12 protein-coding genes and 4 pseudogenes are annotated in these 16629 nt (G+C 67.7%); 3 read left to right on the top strand and 13 right to left on the bottom strand.

Annotated elements, in window-relative coordinates; translation table 11 throughout:
- Nucleotides 1–204: 204 nt before the first annotated feature.
- From DK389_RS34665 to DK389_RS33555, 4 pseudogenes are all read right to left on the bottom strand, one after another.
- Nucleotides 205–324 (bottom strand): annotated as a pseudogene (locus tag DK389_RS34665) (molybdenum ABC transporter ATP-binding protein); the annotation flags it as partial.
- Nucleotides 325–392: 68 nt separating this feature from the next.
- Nucleotides 393–748: pseudogene (locus tag DK389_RS27630) on the bottom strand (ABC transporter permease); the annotation flags it as partial.
- Nucleotides 745–1514 (bottom strand): annotated as a pseudogene (modA, locus tag DK389_RS27635) (molybdate ABC transporter substrate-binding protein). The pseudogenes DK389_RS27630 and modA, both read right to left, overlap by 4 nt.
- 72 nt (nt 1515–1586) lie before the next feature.
- Nucleotides 1587–1823 (bottom strand): annotated as a pseudogene (locus tag DK389_RS33555) (hypothetical protein); the annotation flags it as partial.
- Between the two features lie 129 nt (nt 1824–1952).
- On the opposite strand from DK389_RS33555, the gene DK389_RS33035 reads away from it, so the two are divergent.
- On the top strand, nt 1953–2120 hold the full coding sequence (locus tag DK389_RS33035) for a hypothetical protein (RefSeq protein ID WP_162560901.1): 168 nt from the start codon (nt 1953–1955) through the stop codon (nt 2118–2120).
- Nucleotides 2121–2163: 43 nt separating this feature from the next.
- Here DK389_RS33035 and DK389_RS27640 read toward each other — a convergent pair whose 3' ends face one another.
- Complete coding sequence (locus DK389_RS27640; RefSeq protein WP_109894528.1) at nt 2164–3696, bottom strand: aldehyde dehydrogenase family protein; 1533 nt, start codon at nt 3694–3696, stop codon at nt 2164–2166.
- A 312-nt stretch (nt 3697–4008) separates the two neighbouring features.
- Here DK389_RS27640 and DK389_RS27645 point away from each other — a divergent pair, with 312 nt between their 5' ends.
- Both DK389_RS27645 and DK389_RS27650 read left to right on the top strand, forming a co-directional pair.
- On the top strand, nt 4009–4353 hold the full coding sequence (locus DK389_RS27645) for a winged helix-turn-helix domain-containing protein (protein ID WP_109894530.1): 345 nt from the start codon (nt 4009–4011) through the stop codon (nt 4351–4353).
- Between the two features lie 873 nt (nt 4354–5226).
- Nucleotides 5227–6399, top strand: a complete 1173-nt coding sequence (locus DK389_RS27650) for a TAXI family TRAP transporter solute-binding subunit (protein ID WP_236960395.1) — start codon at nt 5227–5229, stop codon at nt 6397–6399.
- A 120-nt stretch (nt 6400–6519) separates the two neighbouring features.
- Here DK389_RS27650 and DK389_RS27655 read toward each other — a convergent pair whose 3' ends face one another.
- The 8 genes from DK389_RS27655 to DK389_RS27690 all read right to left on the bottom strand — a co-directional run bounded on the left by DK389_RS27655 (nt 6520) and on the right by DK389_RS27690 (nt 16615).
- On the bottom strand, nt 6520–7182 hold the full coding sequence (locus DK389_RS27655; RefSeq protein WP_109894532.1) for a hypothetical protein: 663 nt from the start codon (nt 7180–7182) through the stop codon (nt 6520–6522).
- A 111-nt stretch (nt 7183–7293) separates the two neighbouring features.
- Nucleotides 7294–7716 carry a hypothetical protein gene (locus tag DK389_RS27660; RefSeq protein WP_109894534.1) on the bottom strand — a complete coding sequence of 141 codons (423 nt, stop codon included), beginning with the start codon at nt 7714–7716 and terminating at the stop codon, nt 7294–7296.
- 879 nt (nt 7717–8595) lie between these two features.
- Nucleotides 8596–11286 carry a VCBS domain-containing protein gene (locus DK389_RS27665; RefSeq protein ID WP_109894536.1) on the bottom strand — a complete coding sequence of 897 codons (2691 nt, stop codon included), beginning with the start codon at nt 11284–11286 and terminating at the stop codon, nt 8596–8598.
- Between the two features lie 253 nt (nt 11287–11539).
- Nucleotides 11540–13606: a hybrid sensor histidine kinase/response regulator gene (locus DK389_RS27670; protein ID WP_109894538.1), complete on the bottom strand. Its 2067-nt coding sequence runs from the start codon at nt 13604–13606 to the stop codon at nt 11540–11542.
- Complete coding sequence (locus DK389_RS27675; protein WP_109894540.1) at nt 13603–13812, bottom strand: type II toxin-antitoxin system ParD family antitoxin; 210 nt, start codon at nt 13810–13812, stop codon at nt 13603–13605. The genes DK389_RS27670 and DK389_RS27675 overlap by 4 nt, the downstream gene beginning before the upstream one ends.
- A 192-nt stretch (nt 13813–14004) precedes the next feature.
- Nucleotides 14005–14544, bottom strand: coding sequence for a cupin domain-containing protein (locus DK389_RS27680; protein ID WP_109894542.1), 540 nt, complete (start codon nt 14542–14544; stop codon nt 14005–14007).
- A 32-nt stretch (nt 14545–14576) separates the two neighbouring features.
- A complete protein-coding gene (locus tag DK389_RS27685; protein ID WP_109894544.1) occupies nt 14577–15518 on the bottom strand; it encodes an ABC transporter substrate-binding protein in 942 nt (313 codons plus the stop codon).
- Complete coding sequence (locus DK389_RS27690; RefSeq protein ID WP_109894546.1) at nt 15518–16615, bottom strand: LLM class flavin-dependent oxidoreductase; 1098 nt, start codon at nt 16613–16615, stop codon at nt 15518–15520. Before DK389_RS27690 ends, DK389_RS27685 begins: the two co-directional genes overlap by 1 nt.
- Between the last annotated feature and the right edge of the window lie 14 nt (nt 16616–16629).

Raw genomic sequence — 16629 nt, forward strand, 5'->3', positions numbered from 1 at the left:
GCCCACACAGGCTCCGACGCAGGAAGGGGTCCATGTCTACTCCCCCCGAAGTTTCAGGTTTCCCGTGCTCTCAAGCCTGACTTCTCGGTCCGGGTCGAATGTAGGTCGGGAGGGCAATGCTTGTCCGTGAAGGTACGAAACGTATCATAGATCAATGCCGCTCCTCGGATTTGGGCGGTCCGATCGGGCTTGCCCGCTTGGTCGGCTGTGCTCGCCCGAGCCGGAGCGCCCGAACAGGGCCGTGACCCCTCCCAGCGCCTCGAAGGAGGCCCGCAATTGGAACGCTCCCTGGCTGTGTTCGACCGCGACGAGAAGACTGCGCATGCGGCGAGCCGGCGCGTGGCACCCCGCGCAAGAAGCTCGGAGAGCGCAAGCGCGACCATCGAGACGGCGATCGACGCGAGCGACAGGCGCATCGCCCGCACCATCAGGGGGAAGCCCATCACCGCGCGGGCAAGCGCCGCCCCCGTCCAGCGGAAGGCGAAGGCGACGCCGAACTCGGCGAGAAATGCTCCGACCGGCCAGCGCCGCCCGAACGCGAGGAGGAGCAATTAGCCGGTCACGACCGGGGGCAGCACGAGAGGCAGATGGACCACCTGTCGAGCACCGTCTTGCCCCAGAACCGTCCCCGCGCCAGCAGGTAGGCGACCCCGAGGCCCAGGATCAAACTCGCCAGCGTGCCGGTGGTGGCGACGAGCAGGCTGAGCCGCAGCGCCGTCCATTCCTCGGGCGTGAGCCAGTCCGTCACTGCTCGGCGGTGGCCGATCGGTTCAGCACCGTGAAGCCCTGCTTCTCGAAGGCCGCCTTGGCCCCCGGCCCGCGCAGGTAGGCCAGCAGCGCTGCCGCATACGGGTTCGCCGAATCCTTGGTGATGGCGACCGGGTAAACGATGGGGGGTGGCTGTCGGCCGGGAAGGTCGCCACCACCTTCACGTTCGGATCGGCGGCCGCGTCGGTGGCATAGACGATGCCGAGTGGCGCCTCGCCGCGGGAGACGAGGAGCAGGGCAGCCCGCACGCTCTCGGCCTGCGCGACCCTGTCCTTCACGCCCGCCCACGCACCGAGCTTCTCCAGGGCCGCCTTGCCGTACTTGCCGGCCGGCACCGCCTCGACATTGCCCATGGCGAGACGGCCCGAGCCGAGCACCGCGGCGAGGTCGAGGCCCGGTGCCATCGTGACGCCGATGGTCGCGTCCTTCGGAGCGATCAGCACGATGCTGTTGGACAGAAGGCTCACCCTTGTGTCGGCGCGGATCAGGTCCTTCTTGGCGAGGAAATCCATCCAGTCGAGGTCCGCGGAGAAGAACAGGTCGGCCGGCGCGCCCTGCTCGATCTGTTTGGCCAGCGTGTTCGAGGCCGCGAAGGAGATCTTGGGCGCAGGCTTGCCGTCCTTGGCATAGCTGGCGGCGATGTCGTCGAGGGCGTTCTTGAGGCTCGCCGCCGCGAACACGGTCGGCGCCTCCGCCGCTCGCGCCGGGAGCGGTCCCAGGACGGCACCGAGGACGAGGCCGGCCACGAAGCCGGCGCGAGTGAACGTACGCGTGATGCGGCCGACGATCTCGTGGCCGGGCACGCAGGGATGGAGGGTGTTCTGCCACTCGTTGCGGGCCTGATGCAGGTCCGAGTGGCAGACGCCGCAATAGGCGATCTCGATCTCGACGTCGCTCGGGCCCGGATCGCGGCGCTCGAAGGTGAAGGGAGCGCGCGGCGCCTCGGCGCTCGCGTCGGCGTAGCCCGTGCAAGTGAACATGCGATCTTGGCTCCGTGCTGGTTTCCGGTGGTCACGCCGACGGCGAAGCTTGTCCCCTTGCGACGCTATATACATCCAGGCATAGCCATGACCAGAGGGCCGCGAACGGCAGCGAACGCGTCGCGAGGACAACCCGGACGCGCGGATGGCCCACAGGAGAGGACGTGCAGGATCGTATCACGAGGGCCGGAGCCGAACTGCCGGATGGCGAGCCGACCTTCGCCCTTCGCCCTTCTGCCTCTGCAGGACAACGCGATGCTCTCCGGCTTGGCGGGAGCCGATGCGCTCGTGGTTCGGGCAGCTGGAGCACCGGCCGCCCCGATCGGTGAAGCCGTCGCAATCGTCCGCTTCGATCGGCTGCCCGGCTTCTGAGGCCGGGGCGGCCCGGCTCCGCCCGGGCGGAGCCGGACGCGTTTCAGAGGCTGCCGAGGCGCGTGGTGATGGCTTTGGTCTCGAGGTAGTTTGAGAGCACGGCCTGTCCCATCTCGCGGCCCCAGCCGGACTGCTTGTAGCCGCCGAACGGCAGGGCGGCGTCGAAGACGTGGTAGCAGTTCACCCAGACGGTGCCGGCGCGCAGCCGATGTGCGACCTGCTGGGCGCGGCCCGTATCCCTGCCCCAGACGCCGGCCGCGAGGCCGTAGACCGAGTTGTTCGCCTCCGCGATCAGCGCGTCGTCGACCTCGTCGTAAGGGGTTGCCACCAGGACCGGCCCGAAGATCTCCTCGCGCACCACCTTCATGTTCGGGTTGGTGTCGGTGAGGATCGTCGGCGGCACGAAGTAGCCCTTGCCGGAAGGAACCGCGTTGCCGCAGGAGACGGTCCGGGCGCCCTCGGCTCGCCCGGATTCCAGGTAGCCGGTCACGCGCTCGTATTGCACGGAGGAGACGAGCGGTCCCATCTCGGTGTCGACCGCGAGCCCATGGCCGAGACGGATCTTACCGGCCTCGGCCGCGATGCCCTCCACCACTTGGTCGAAGAGCGAGCGGTGCACGAACAGCCGCGAGCCGGCGTTGCAGCACTGTCCGTGATTGAAGAAGATCGCCGCGTTGGCGCCGGGAATGGCCAGCGAGAGGTCGGCGTCCGGCAGGATGATGTTGGGCGACTTGCCGCCGAGCTCCAGCGAGACCCGTTTGAGGTCGTTGGCCGCGGCCCGCACGATGATCTTGCCGACCTCCGTCGAGCCGGTGAAGGCGACCTTGTTGACGTCCGGGTGGGCGGCGAGCGGCGCGCCGGCGGTCTCGCCGAAGCCAGCGATGATGTTGACGACGCCGTCCGGCAGGCCGGCTTCCAGGAGCAGCTCGCCGAGGCGCAGGGCCGACAGCGGTGTTTCCTCGGCCACCTTGAGCACCACGGTGCAGCCGGTGGTGAGCGCCGGCGCGAGCTTCCAGGCCGCCATCAGGAGCGGGAAATTCCACGGGATGATCTGGCCCACCACGCCGATCGGCTCGGGGCGCGTCACGGAGAAGAAGTCGGAGCCGGGGGCAGCGAGCGCCGAGATCGGGATGGTTTTGCCCTCGATCTTGGTCGCCCAGCCGGACATGTAGTGGAACATGTCGGCTGAGAGCGCCACGTCGGCAGCCTTGGCCACGGCCTTCGGCTTGCCGTTGTCGATGGCCTCGAGCGCGGCGAGCTCGTCGGCGTGCTCGAGGATCAGGTCGCCGATCTTGTGCAGCAGGCGTCCGCGGGCGGACGGCGTCATCCTCGGCCAGGGCCCGCTCTCGAAGGCGCGGCGGGCGGCCTTCACGGCGAGGTCGACATCGGCCTTGTCGCCCTCGGCGACCTTGGCGATGATCTCGCCGGTGGCCGGGTCGGTGACGTCGAAGGTCTTGCCGGACTGCGCCGGCACCCACTTGCCGTCGATCAGGAGGAGCCGGTCCTGCGAGAGCCATTCGCGGATCTCCGGCGGAATGTCCGGTGTCGGAGCGGAAACGTCTGCGCGCACGTTCATCGCGCTTCTCCCTATACGTTTCGCGAGTTCAGATCGCTCGCGATAGGAAGTCTATGGCAACCGTTACCCTGCCAGCAATGCATTTCAACTAGATTTGACGGACTCTATATTTCAGGCAACGACGGCCGTGAGGCGCCAGGTGTCCGGGCGCGCTACAGAAGCCGCCATGCTCAGGCAATCAAGCAAGCGACGCGCCGTATCCGCCATGATATAACCCGGCAGACACCGCTGGCAACGCGATGATGTGGCTTTCCTGGCAGCCCACTGCCATCCGGGTCGGCAGTCGGTCGCGCAGGCCCATGGAACGCATCGATGGCACGACTGAGCATCCGGATCGACATCGGACCGGAGAACCGGCTTGGCCCCGGCAAAGTTCAGCTTCTCGAAACGATCGCGGAGCACGGCTCGATCTCGGCCGCAGGACGGGCTCTCGGCATGTCTTATCGCCGCGCCTGGATGCTGGTCGAGGCGATGAACAAGGGCTTCGGCCGACCGGTGGTTGAGGCGCAGATCGGCGGCAAAGCCGGCGGTGGCGCGCGCCTCTCGGCCTTCGGAGCGGACGTGGTGGCCCATTATCGGGCCATCGAACGCGCCGCCGATAAGGCGGCCTCTCCGTTCCTCGCACGGCTGACTCCGACCTTGGCAGACGAGCGCTAGGAGAGTCCGAACGGCATCCGCCCCTTGTCAGCGTCGCGCGTCTTCGACGGGTGGGTATATCTGGAAAGACATAGCGACGGCGAGGCTTCGCGTGATGCACAGCCCTCATCTCAGTGGATCGGTGCTGCGCGCTCGCGGCGGGAGCGGGCCGCCTGAAGCCGAAATGGCAGCTTTAGCGACGATGATGGCCGCGAGACACGATGCCGGCGACGCCGACGAATCCCAGGATTCGCCGAACGCCCTCGCTGTATGTGGGAGGGCGGCCGCGACACGTGGCGAACTTACGCCGCGTGGCGCAAGATCGCGGAGGCCGCCTGCTCAATCACGGCGGCGGCATCGCGGGCAGCCTGACGCTGCTGCCCGGTCTCGTCGGCCAGAGCGAGACCGGGCTGTTCCCGCCTCGATGTGAGCGAGGGCGTCCGGCGAGGCGGCGAAGGATCACAGATCCGGCAGATGGATCGGCGTGACCGCCACATCGATCAGAGGCTTTTGAAGGACGCCGGCGTCTGCGACGATCGCTGATCAAGGTCAGGCGCCGGGGATGTCCGCACGGAACCGGACGCGCCTGGATGCAGGCGCTGCCCTGCACCTGAAAATACGCGAGCATGACACGGCCAAAATAGCGAGAGGGCCGCGATGATGTCAGACGCGACGCCCATCGATCCTGATCCTGAGACGAAGGGCCAGGAGCGGCCTACCTTTCGTTCGCCGCGCCGTCGACGCTGGGGCCACCTCCTCGCCATTATGGGGGTGCTGCTCCTCATCGCTGCCGGGTTCGGGCTGGCTCACGTCTGGTCGCCCCACGCCAACCTGCGCATCACCACAGGTCCGCCAGGAAGCACAGCTCAGCGCTTCATCTCGGCCTTCGCGTCCGTGGCGAAGACCCAGCATCCCCGCATCAACCTGGACCTCGTGCAGGTCGACGACCTCGCGGCGAGCGCCAAGGCGCTGGAAGAGGGCCGCACGGACCTCGCCATCGTGCGCAGCGACGTGGCACCGCCCGCCAACGGCCAGACCATCGTCATCCTGCGCCGGGACGTCGTTGCCTTCATCCTGCCGCCCAAGAGCCATGTCAGTTCGATGGCGAACTTGGCAGGCAAGACGGTCGGCATCCCGGCCGGGCGGCTGCAGGCCTACAATGCCCAGATTCTCGACCTGGTGCTGGGCTACTTCGACGTGCCCGCGAAAGACGTCGGCAGGGTCTTCCTGTCGCTCGACGAGCTGGGTGAGGCCGCCCGGGCGAAGAAGGTGGCCGCCGTCCTTGCCGTCGGTCCCATGGCGCCGGGCGAAATCGTCGACGTCGTTGCCACCATCGCCCACGCGACGAAAGGGACCCCGGGGATGCTCTCGCTCGACGAAGCGGAGACCATCGGCAAACGCTTTCCCGGCTTCGAGTCAATCGACGTGCCCGTCGGCGCGTTCCGGGCAAGGCCGGCCACACCGAGCGACACCGTGACGACGCTCGCCGTCACCTATCGGTTCGCCGCGCCGGAGCTGATGCCGAACGTGGTGGCGGCGGCTATTGCCCGCTCGATCCTGACAACGAAAGCTAAGTTCATGGCGCTGACGCCGCTTGCCAACCAGATCGAGGCGCCCGACCCCGACGCCAAGGGGCCGCTCCTGCCGGTGCACCCCGGTGTCGCGGACTACCTGAACAACGGGGATCAGAGCTTCTTCGACCAGTTCCAGCAGTATTTCTACGTCGGCGGCCTTGCCCTCAGCCTGGCCGGCTCGCTGTTTGCCGCCGCCACGACCTACTGGAGCCGGCGTCGGTCGGAGGCGGACTGGCGGCCGATCAAGCGGCTGGTCGAGATTGCGGATGCGGCGCCTCGCGCGGACGCCTCGGGGCTTGCCGCGTTGGACGAGGAGTTCCACCAGCTCGTCTCGGTGGTGCTGGGAACCTCGCCCGGGGGCGGCGACACGGATCGGATGTCAGCCTTCTCGACGGCCCTGGCGCATGCGCGGCACGCCCTGGATCAGCGACGGGCAAGCCTCGCACCGGAGCCGGGACTTCGGCCCGCCACAACGCTCGTCGCGGCGCAGTGAGCACCTCCCGCCTCACACCTCCCGCCTCACACCTCACGTGGCTCGGTGCTTCCGCCCCTGTCCTGATCCGAGCCGCGGCGCGATCGGAACCGGCTCGGCCAAGTGAAGCGGCAACCGCCTTCAAGGGGCGGCGACCGGAGAATGGGACGGAACCTGTGGCTCAGCCCCATCCTGGAACAGGTGGCCGGGCTTCAGCATGATCGCCCGCAACCTCGTGTGGCCGAGCACCCGACCGAGTTCGCGGTAAGTGAAGTAGGGCGTCAGCGCCACCAGCAGAATCCAGGCAAGCGACACCAGGCCGAGCGGGCCTCCGGCGATCTCCGGAAGGACCTGTCCCACCGCCTTTCCATGCCACGCCCCCTCCAGCACCGCCTCGAGCACGTATGCCGCGACCAGCACGACGGTGAATGCCGACACACGATAGAGGATCACCGTGATGAGCCGCCCCGCCTCCAAGCGGCGCCCGATCAACAGGGAGCCAACCCCGACCGCCTCAGCGAGCAGCATGATCTTGGCAAACACCAGCGCGTTGATCAGGCCGAGCACGTAGAAGTGGTGGCTCGAGTAGTGCGGAGCATCTTGGTCGACGCGGGCGTAGATGGTGAGGCTGAAGAGGATCAATGTCCCGAGGATCACGATGAGGTAGAGAGCGAACCAGAGATAGCGCTCGGCCTCATCAATGGCGCGACGAGCCCACGAATGCCCGGGAACCCCCGCAGCGGGATCATGAGAGTCCTCTGCCGGTGCAGCCTGAGCTTCCGATCGATTCGCCACGGTGTTCACAGACCGTCTCCCGTGCTTTGACAGGCGCGAGCGCAGCGGGCCTGCGGTGCTTGTGTCGATCCCGCTTCGCAGCTTCGGCGTCTCCTGCTGCCGCCTTACCAAGCCGGCCGGCTACTCCGGACCTCCTATGTGGGGTCTCGGCTCTGCCCCGGCCGGACACCGCTGATAGCTCTGGAGGCTTTCGAAATCCGCCCCCAGCGAGATCATGCCGTCCTCCCTCGAAACGAGGATCAGGTTCGCGACGGACGGCTGCGGCTGTTCGCCGGACGAGCATCGCAGGTGAGCGGAGTAGATCGCGCCGGCTCGTCCCGCCGTCTCATCAACCCAGTCGATCGTGCATCGCGAGTCGGCTCGGGAATATGCCGACGCCGTGATCGAGAGGGGTGGCTGATCGTTCTTGGTGCACGACTGCCCGCCCGCGATCCACTCGCCCCAGAACGCCTCCGGGACAGCCTTGTGGCGCTTGATATCCGCAGTCGCAGCGTGGGGAGCGATGAGGATGGAGACGATTGCGGCCATGCAGGTGAAGCGCATGCATGCCTCCCAACTCTTCGCTGCGTCAGACCATCAGCGCCTGTCCCGGACTGCGTGTTGTGGAGTTCGGGGGCCCACCGGGCGAGCCACATATGCTCGCAGCGCGTTGCGAGCATACGGAGGCCGAGCAAGGCAGCTTGACCGAATGGGACATCGGCTCATGCTCGGCCCGCAAGCGCACTCTGATGTCTGATGCCTCAAAAGGGCTTGGCTCGGAACGAGATGAGTCGGAGCGGGACGTCCGCTGAGGCCGGTGGATCGCCCGAAAGCCACCGTTCCGCCTTCGGCCAGCATCCGTCATGTGGGCCAGCGAGATCAGGCACCCGGAATCGGGTGCTGAAAGTCCGCGGTAGGGTGATGGCCGCTCAAATCACGACGTACGAGGAGCCCGACAGACCAGCGCATCGCTGCGAAGGCCGACAGCTTACTCAGGTGTGCAGGGACTGTCCCGAACGGTGATGAAAGAACAATTCCCTGCACGTTGCGGACGACAAGCACGCTGCGCATGGCGGGGTAGCGGCCGCCGGCCATGATCCTCCCGTAAGATGCGGGTGACCGCGATGTCGACGATCCACCGCGACGAGATGTTTGATCGCGGGGTTTGATGGCGCAGCGTCCGTGCCTCGTTGCGGAGGCCGTGGAATGCGTCCGTCGCCGAACCGGCTGCTCCGTTTTGAACCGGATCTGCCGCCCGCACGCAGGCTGAGCCGAGCCGGCTCGCGGCAACGCCTCTCCCCGGTGGCGCAGGCGGTCGTCGCGTCCGCCACGAACTACCCCGGTTTGCGATCCCGGCGATATGCACGATGCCAAGCTCGGCCGTAACGGCCGATCACCCGAGACACGGACACGTGCAACGTCGGGTCGGCAACCTCACCCGGATCAAACGAGATCAATGTGATCCACGCGCAGGATCGGATTGACAGAGTTGTCGCCTGTGTCGAACGCCGCAAAACCCAATGTGTGAGGTCCGGCCGTGGCGAACGAGATCGAGTGGTACGATCCTGAAGCCGATGTGGCCTTTGCCAGCAAACTTACAGTTCCATCGACGGAGACCATCCCAAAATCTTGATAGGGTCCGCTGTCGGTGAATGTGAACGACCAGTCAAATACGACGGATTGGCCAGCCTCCACGATGAGGGTCGTCTTCATCGCATGGCCTGCCGAGGGAAGGGTTCCCGCCGCTGTTGAGATGGAACCGTGGGAAAGGCCGAGGAAGTCCTCGATTTCTGCCGCCGTCTTGCCAGCACTCGATGTGATCGTTCCTTCCGCCCCGTCCCCGGTGGCGCCTACGGTGGCGCCGCCGGTGTATGTCCAGCCCACCAATCCGTTGTCGAAGGAGAAGAGCGCCTCTCTTGTGCCATTGATCGTGATGCCGATCGGTGTTGCCGTTCCATCGATCGCGTTCACCGAGATCGTATCGCTCAACGTCTCTCCGGTGTTCAGAGCCTGCACGGCCGGCAACGCATTGCCGGTCAGCGTGTAGGTCCAGGCACCGCGTGCATCGATCGTCACGATGCCATAGCTGCCGTTGTAGCTCCCGGCCACGAAGGAGCTTTCTCCCGCATCGACATCCGTGATGGTCAGGAGGCCATTGGCGCTCAGGACCTGATCTTCGGTTACAGAGCCGGTGCTGATGCCGCCGAAGGTCGGAGCGTCGTTGGTGCCGTCGATGGTGACGACGATGCCGTGCTGCGTCCCGTCGCGGCTGGCGACGGTCAACGTGTCAGTCGTGTGGTCGTGCGCACCGAGCGCCTGCACGGCGGCATGGCCGTTGAGCAATGCGTAGACCCAATGTCCTGCGCTATCGATCGACAGCGTGCCGTAGGCGCCGGTCACCGACCCCGCGAGGAAGACGCTATCCCCCTCGTCAGGATCGGAGATCGTGAGCTGGCCCGCCGCAGTGAGAAGGCCGTCCTCCCGAACGGTCCCGGCATCGACGCCTGCGATGACGGCGGCGTCGTCGGCGCCAGTGACCGTGACCGTGATGACATGCTGGGTTCCGTCCAGGCTGGTGACCGTGAGCAGATCGGCGTCATGGACGCCAGCTTTCAGGCCCTGCACGGCTTTGCTGCCGTTCAGCAAGGTGTAGGTCCAAGCGCCGCTCTCATCGATCGCAAGCGAGCCGTACCGCCCCGTCACGGCGCCCGGGAGAAAAGCGCTCTCCCCGTGATCGTCATCCGTGATGGCGAGGTGCCCTGACGCAGCGAGCACGCCATCTTCCTGAACGGCCCCGACATCCGAGCCGGTGATCACAGGGGCATCGTTGGTGCCCTTGATCGTGATCGTGACGACGTGAATGGCGCTGTCGGCTCCCCCGAGATCGGACAGGATGATCTGGTAGGATTCCTGGATCGTCTCTCCGGCTCCGAGTGCGCGCACGAGGGTCTGATCAGGCGTGTAGGTCCATTCCACCGCGCCGTATCCGTCATGGGCAGGCGTTGAAACCCTGGCCTCGAAGACGCCGAGCTTCGACGAGGCAGCGGAAACGGGCTGGACGAGGACATTGTGCCGGTCGCTCGCGTCCGGATCGGTGAAGGCGATGAGACCGCTGGCGCCTGTTACCGCGCTGCTGGTTCCATCGACGATGGCGGCCGCGCTACGGGTTGCAGCAAAGCTCGGCGCCTCCTCTCGATCAGTGATTGTGATGTCGAAGGCCGTGCTGAGCGCGAGGCCCGTCGCATCGGTGGCCGTCACGATCAGGCGGATGCTGGGCTGGCTCTCGTGGTCGAGGGCCTGCCCTGCTCGCAATTGAAGAACGCCGTCGACAACCTCGAAGCGTGCGTCGCTGAGGGTGTAGCTGAACGGACCGCCATCGGGATCGGCAGTCCGCAGAGTTCCGATCCGGGCTCCGGCAGCGTTCTCATCCACCGTCGCCGAGGACAGGACAATCGCACTTGGCGCCTCATCGACAGGCCGGACGACGCGCCCCTCTCCTGCCCCGAAGGTGAGGACGTGTACGAGTGGGTTGACACCGGCACTCGCGACATCCGGGTTGCTCTTCAAGTATTTCAATGTGTCGAGCGCGGCCGAGGGATCGCGCCCTTCGCGCCAGCCAAACAGCATGTAATGCGTGAGAGCATCTATGCCGGAACGCGCCACATCTGGATTGTGCGCAAGATAATAGGCCTTGTCGAACAACGCGTTGGGGCGCCGGCCTTCGAGATTTCCGAAGGTCATGTAGTGGTGAAAGGGATCGATGCCGGATGCCGCGACATCGGGATTCGAGGCTCGATAGAACGCTGCGTCGAAACCTCGTTCCTGCAGCAGGGCCGGGGTTGCGGAGCGACCTTCACGCCGTCCGTAAGCGAGATAGTGCTCAAGCGGGTCAATGCCCGCAGCTGCAACGTCGGGGTTTGCCGCGAGATAGGCGGTTGTTTCAAAGAAGAGGGATGGATCACGCCCCTCTTTCCAGCCGAAGAGATGATAGTGCAGCAATGGATCGAGCCCGGAGGCTGCAACGTCGGGATTCGCGGCAAGGTAGGCCGCCCCGTCGAAGAGCGCTCGGATTTCCACGCCGCCCATGCCCACCAGCTTCGATTGTAGATCGGCTTCGAATATCGCCGCGTTCATATGCCCGTGAAATTTAGGATCCGTTATCGACTGCGGCCGCGGAGCCCCGGTCGAGACGTCGCGCGGCCCTCCGCGAGCCAGTCGCGCCGAGCCTCGGTGGCCTCACCCGGTGGCAGAGGGCGGACGCTGAGGACGTTTCGGCGCCCCGGCGTGGCGCTTGGCCTCCACCCTCTCGAGGCGGAGGTGCCAAGCGGCCTGGGCAAGGCTGCCGTGCTCGGCCTCGAGGGCGTGGAGACCGCCGCGGACGATGCCCTCAGGCGCGTTGGGTCGATTGCCGGCCTGTGACCTGATGGAGGATGCGGCCAAGCTGCTCGGCCGAATAGGGCTTGTGCAGCAGTTCGAAGCCGTGGCTGGTTTCCTGAGCCAGAACGTGGCTGTAGCCTGAGGCGAGCACCACCGGCAGGCGGGGCAGGCGACGCTGCAGTTCATGGGCGAGCGCCACGCCCCCCATGCCGGGCATCACCACGTCCGAGAACACCAGCTCGAAACCTGCGCCATCGCTACCGAGCCGGTCCAACGCCTCTTCCGCGTTGGCGACCCAGGTCGGCCGGTAGCCGAGGTCTTCGAGAATCTGCGTGGCGAACTGGCCGACCCCGATGTTGTCCTCGACCACCAGAATGCGTTGGCCGCGTCCCAACGGTGCCGGCTCATGGTCCTGATCGGCGTCACCGTGAGCCTGCGCCTCCGGTCGAACCTCCGGCAGGTACAGCGTGAACGTGGTGCCGACGCCCACAATGCTGTCGACCTCGACATCGCCGCCCGATTGCTTGGCGAAGCCGAACACCTGCGACAGGCCCAGACCGGTGCCCTTGCCGACCGCTTTGGTGGTGAAGAACGGCTCGAAGATCCGGGACAGCTGATCGGCCGCGATGCCGCAGCCGGTGTCACGCAGCGAGATCGCCACGAAGGGGCCCTTGCCGCCGCCGTGCCCACGGATCGGCGGCATGGCACCCCCGCACGTCAGCCGAAGGGTCAGCGTCCCCTCCCCCTCCATCGCATCGCGGGCATTGACCGCCATGTTGATCAAGGCGGTATCGAGCTGGTTGAGATCGACACGGACGAAGCAGGTATGGTCCGGCACCTCCGTCACCAGGCGGATGCGCGCACCGGTCACGGGATCGAGCATGTCGCTCACCGTGCGCAGCCGGTGCCCGACGTCGATCACTTCCGGTTTGAGCGTCTGTCGCCGCGCGAAGGCCAGCAATTGACCGGTGAGTTTTGCGGCCCGGTCGACCGTATCGGAGACCGCGTCGAGGTAGCGACGCTTGCGCTCGTCCGGCAGCTCGGGGCGGCGCAGGAAATCCACGGATGAGCGGATGATCGTCAGCAGGTTGTTGAAGTCGTGCGCGACGCCGCCCGTGAGCTGGCCCACCGCCTCCATCTTCTGCGACTGACGCAACGCCTCCTGTGCCACGGCGAGTTCCGCCTCGCGCGCCTTCGCGATGCTGAGGTCGCGTCCGACCGCGATGAAGTTGAGGCCGTCCGGCTCCGGCGCCACGGTCCACTCGATGGGCTTCCACGATCCGTCGCGCGTGGCGATCCGGTTCTCGAACCGGGTCGGTTGCGCCGTCTCGCCCATGCGGACGAGGGCAGCGAGCGTCTGATCCAAGCCGTCGGGGTGCATGAAGGTCGCGTAGGGGCGCGACAGGAGTTCCGTCCCGGACCAGCCGAGCACCTGGGTCCAGGCGGGGCTGACCGCCGACATCATCCCCTCGTAATTGGCGCGGGCCAGCATATCCTCGGACAGGTTCCAGAGCCGGTCGCGCTCGCGGGACCGGTCGGCAACCTGCTGTTCAAGGGTCGCGTTCAATTGGCGCAGGCTGGCTTCGGCCGCATCGCGGCGCTGCGCGGCGATCACGCCTTCCGTCGTCTCGATGGCGATATTCAGAAAGCCGACGACGGTCTCACCATCCCGCAGCGGACTGTAAGCGAACGTCCAGTAGGTATCCTCGGCGTAACCCTTGCGGGTCATGACGAGATGCATGTCGGTACGGTGGACCCGTTGACCGGCCATGGCCCGCTCGATCAGCGGGGCGATATCGGCCCAGACGTCGTGCCAGACCTCTCGGATCGGCTGGCCCAGCGCGGCGGGGTGCCGGACCGCGAGAAAATCCGTGTAGGCCTCGTTGTAGATCATCGTCAGATCAGGTCCCCAGCTCGCGCACATCGCGAACGGGGATGCCACCATCACCTCGTAGATCGAGGTGAGAGACGCCGGCCAGTTCTCGCGCGGGCCGAGCGGTGTGTCCGACCAGTCGAAGGCGTTGATCGATGCGCCTATGACCCGTTCGCCGGGAGGGGGAGCACGAAGCGCGCTCATGCGCCCGGCTGTTCTTCGGCGGCGGCGCCGTCCATCTGCCGCACGGATCGGTGTTGCTGGACGTCGATGTCGCGCGCGTCGAGCCGGCGCAAGCCTGCGCGGAGGACTCCGCTGGAAGCGCCGCCGCGGCCTGTCGGCAGCATCCGCTCGGCCGCGGCATGCCGCTCAGGGCTGAGCGAGATCGAGACGTTCTGGCGGAGCGACATGGCTCACTTTTGACCGGTACGACCGGTGATGACCAGTCGCCAGCCTGCCATAGCGCCAGCCAATCACCCGATGCGCGAACGACAGGCGTTTCAGGGGCGCCGACGGTTGCTGCATCCGCGACGATTGGCGCCGCTCCGATCCCTCGGCCGGAACGCTCGCCGGCGCAAGTCGCCCGGGGCGGCCTCCGGGGTTCAGGGATGCTTGTGGATCGGGTCGACCCAGAGCACCGTCTCGGGCGGCTCGACGGGTTCGACGTCGGGCAGGTTGACCACGACCGCCTCGTTGTCGGAGCGGACCAGGACGCAGTTCAGGGGCTCGTCGGTGGAGGCGTTGATCTCCTGGTGGGGCACGAAGGGCGGCACGAAGATGAAGTCGCCGGGCCCGGCCTCGGCCACGTATTCCAGCCGCTCGCCCCAGCGCATCCGGGCGCGGCCGGAGACGATGTAGATCACGCTCTCCAGGGCGCCGTGGTGGTGCACCCCGGTCTTGGCGTCGGGCGCGATCGCCACCGTGCCGGCCCAGATCTTCTGGGCGCCGACCCGGGCCGCGTTGATGGCGGCCTGCCGGAACATGCCGGGGGTCTGGGCGGTGTTCGGGTCGAGCCGGTCGCCCGGGATGACGCGCACGCCGTCGTGCTTCCAGCGATCATGATCCTGCGCCTCGGAACGTAGATCGCGATCATGGTCCGCGTGCGCGTCGTGGTCGTGGTGATCGTCGCCGATGTCGTGCATGTCCTGTCCGCCAAACTGAGTGCGCCCGCCGATCATCGCACGGCGACGAGCGCCGCGGAAAACCCGGTGTCGAGGATGGCCTCGGCGCGGGGCGCGCGCGCCGGCGGGATCAGGCCGGCCCGCACGTAGAGGTCGATGATGCGCTGCTCGTCGGCGATCACCGCCGCGTCGATCGGCACCGTGCGGTACGCGGCGCGGCCGAACCAGCGCAGGGGCACCGCCTCCGGCAGCCCGATCAGCTTCGACCACGCGGCGGCGTAGGGGCCCGGATCGTTGAGCGCCCAGGCCCGCGCCCGGGCGAGGCGCTGCGCGTAATCGGCGAGCAGCGCCCGCTTCGTCCTGAGCGCCGTCTCGCTCGCCACCGCGAAGCTCAGGCCCGGCGTGATGCCGTTGCCGTCGCGCACGACGCGCACGAGGCCGGCGAGCTCGGCCGCCGAGGTGTAGGGCTCCCAGGTCGACCACGCGTCGACGGCGCCCAAGGCCAGCGCGAGCTTCGCGTCGGCCGGCGGCAGGAAGCGGAAGCTGACGCTGTCGGCGGGCAGCCCCGCCTCCTCCAGGGCCGCCAGCACGATCTGGTGGCCGATCGAGCCGCGGTTGGTGGCGATGCGCTTGCCGGCCAGATCCGCGACCGTGCGGACCGGCGAATCCGGCGGAACCAGGATGGCGAGCCCGTCCTGCCGGTTGCGGAAGGCGAGGAACGCCTTCACCGGCACGCCCGCCGCGGCCGCGAAGGTGAAGGGCGCGTCGCCGACCCCGCCCGCATCGATCGCCCCGGCGTTCAGCGCCTCGAGAAGGGGGGCGGCTGCCGGGAACTCGCTCCATTCGAGCCGGTAGCTTAAGCCGTCGAGGACGCCCGCGGCCTCCATCAGGGCGCGGGCGTTGCCGCGCTGGTCCCCGACGCGGAGCACCTCCTCGGCCCGGGCGGGCACGAGGGCGAGGACGGCCAGGACGACGAGGGCGAGAAGGGCCGGCATCAGGCGGCCTCCGCCGTGCCGGTCCGCCGGGCGAGGAGATCGCGGAAGGCGGGGAGCAGCGTGCGGCCGTACTGGATCGCGTCCTCCAGCGGGTCGAAGCCGCGGATCAGGAAGGTGCGCACCCCGAGGGCGTGATAGTCGAGGAGCGCGTCGGCGACCTGCTCGGGCGTGCCGACGAGGGCGGTGGAATTGCCCGCGGCGCCGGTCTCGGCCGCGATCGCCGTATAGAGGCGCTTGTCGAGGCGGGTGCCCGTCGCGGCGGCCGCGAGCAGGCGGCGCGAGCCCTCGTTCTCCGGGCTCGCCGCGGGGCCGAGGCCCTTGGCCGCCCGCAGCGCCCGGGTCCGGGCCAGGATGGCCTCCGCCCGCGCCCAGGCCCGCTCCTCGGTCTCGGCGAGGATCGGGCGCACCGAGAGGCTGAAGCGGGGATCGCGCCCGTGGGGGGCCGCCGCCGCCCGAACCCGGCCGATCAGCTCGCGCACCTGCGCGTGGGTCTCGCCCCAGAGGGCGTAGGTGTCGGCGTGGCGCCCGGCGACGTCGAGCGCCGCCGGGGAGGCGCCCCCGAAATAGACCGGGATGGCGCGGACCGGCTTCACCTCGGAGAAGCCGCCCGCGACCCGGTAATATCGGCCCGCGTAGTCGAAGGGGGCCTCGGCGGTCCAGCTCAGCCGGGCGATGTCGAGGAACTCGGCGGTGCGGGCGTAGCGCTCGTCCTTGCTCAGGTGGTCGCCGTCCTGCGCGAGTTCCCGGTCGTCGCCGCCGCTGATCGCGTGGATCGCGACGCGACCGCCCGTGAGCCGGTCGAGCGTCGCGAACTGGCGCGCGGCGACGGTGGGGGCCGTGAAGCCGGTCCGGTGCGCGATCATCAGCCCGAGCCGCTCCGTCGCGGCGCCGATCTCGGCCGCGAGCAGGAGCGCGTCCGGCGCCGTCGCGTAGAAGGCGACGAGGATGCGGTCGAAGCCGCCCCATTCATGCGCCTGGGCGAGCAGCCGGAGGTAGTCGCGGTCGATCGGGTTCCCCGTCGGCGCATGGCTCTCGGAGACGTAGCGCGGTGCGGCGAAGCCGATGAACTCGACCGCGTCGGGCGGAAGGTGGCTCATGGATGTCTCCTTCG

Origin of the sequence: Methylobacterium durans (assembly GCF_003173715.1) — a bacterium.
Classification (GTDB): domain Bacteria; phylum Pseudomonadota; class Alphaproteobacteria; order Rhizobiales; family Beijerinckiaceae; genus Methylobacterium; species Methylobacterium durans.

Excerpts from the sequence above, each read along its gene's own strand:
- DK389_RS27665 (WP_109894536.1), bottom strand. The coding sequence starts at position 11,286 with ATGAACGCGGCGATATTCGAAGCCGATCTACAATCGAAGCTGGTGGGC.
- DK389_RS27660 (WP_109894534.1), bottom strand. The coding sequence starts at position 7,716 with ATGCGCTTCACCTGCATGGCCGCAATCGTCTCCATCCTCATCGCTCCC.
- DK389_RS27685 (WP_109894544.1), bottom strand. The coding sequence starts at position 15,518 with ATGCCGGCCCTTCTCGCCCTCGTCGTCCTGGCCGTCCTCGCCCTCGTG.
- DK389_RS27640 (WP_109894528.1), bottom strand. The coding sequence starts at position 3,696 with ATGAACGTGCGCGCAGACGTTTCCGCTCCGACACCGGACATTCCGCCG.
- DK389_RS27680 (WP_109894542.1), bottom strand. The coding sequence starts at position 14,544 with ATGCACGACATCGGCGACGATCACCACGACCACGACGCGCACGCGGAC.
- DK389_RS27645 (WP_109894530.1), top strand. The coding sequence starts at position 4,009 with ATGGCACGACTGAGCATCCGGATCGACATCGGACCGGAGAACCGGCTT.
- DK389_RS27675 (WP_109894540.1), bottom strand. The coding sequence starts at position 13,812 with ATGTCGCTCCGCCAGAACGTCTCGATCTCGCTCAGCCCTGAGCGGCAT.
- DK389_RS27690 (WP_109894546.1), bottom strand. The coding sequence starts at position 16,615 with ATGAGCCACCTTCCGCCCGACGCGGTCGAGTTCATCGGCTTCGCCGCA.
- DK389_RS33035 (WP_162560901.1), top strand. The coding sequence starts at position 1,953 with ATGGCGAGCCGACCTTCGCCCTTCGCCCTTCTGCCTCTGCAGGACAAC.
- DK389_RS27670 (WP_109894538.1), bottom strand. The coding sequence starts at position 13,606 with ATGAGCGCGCTTCGTGCTCCCCCTCCCGGCGAACGGGTCATAGGCGCA.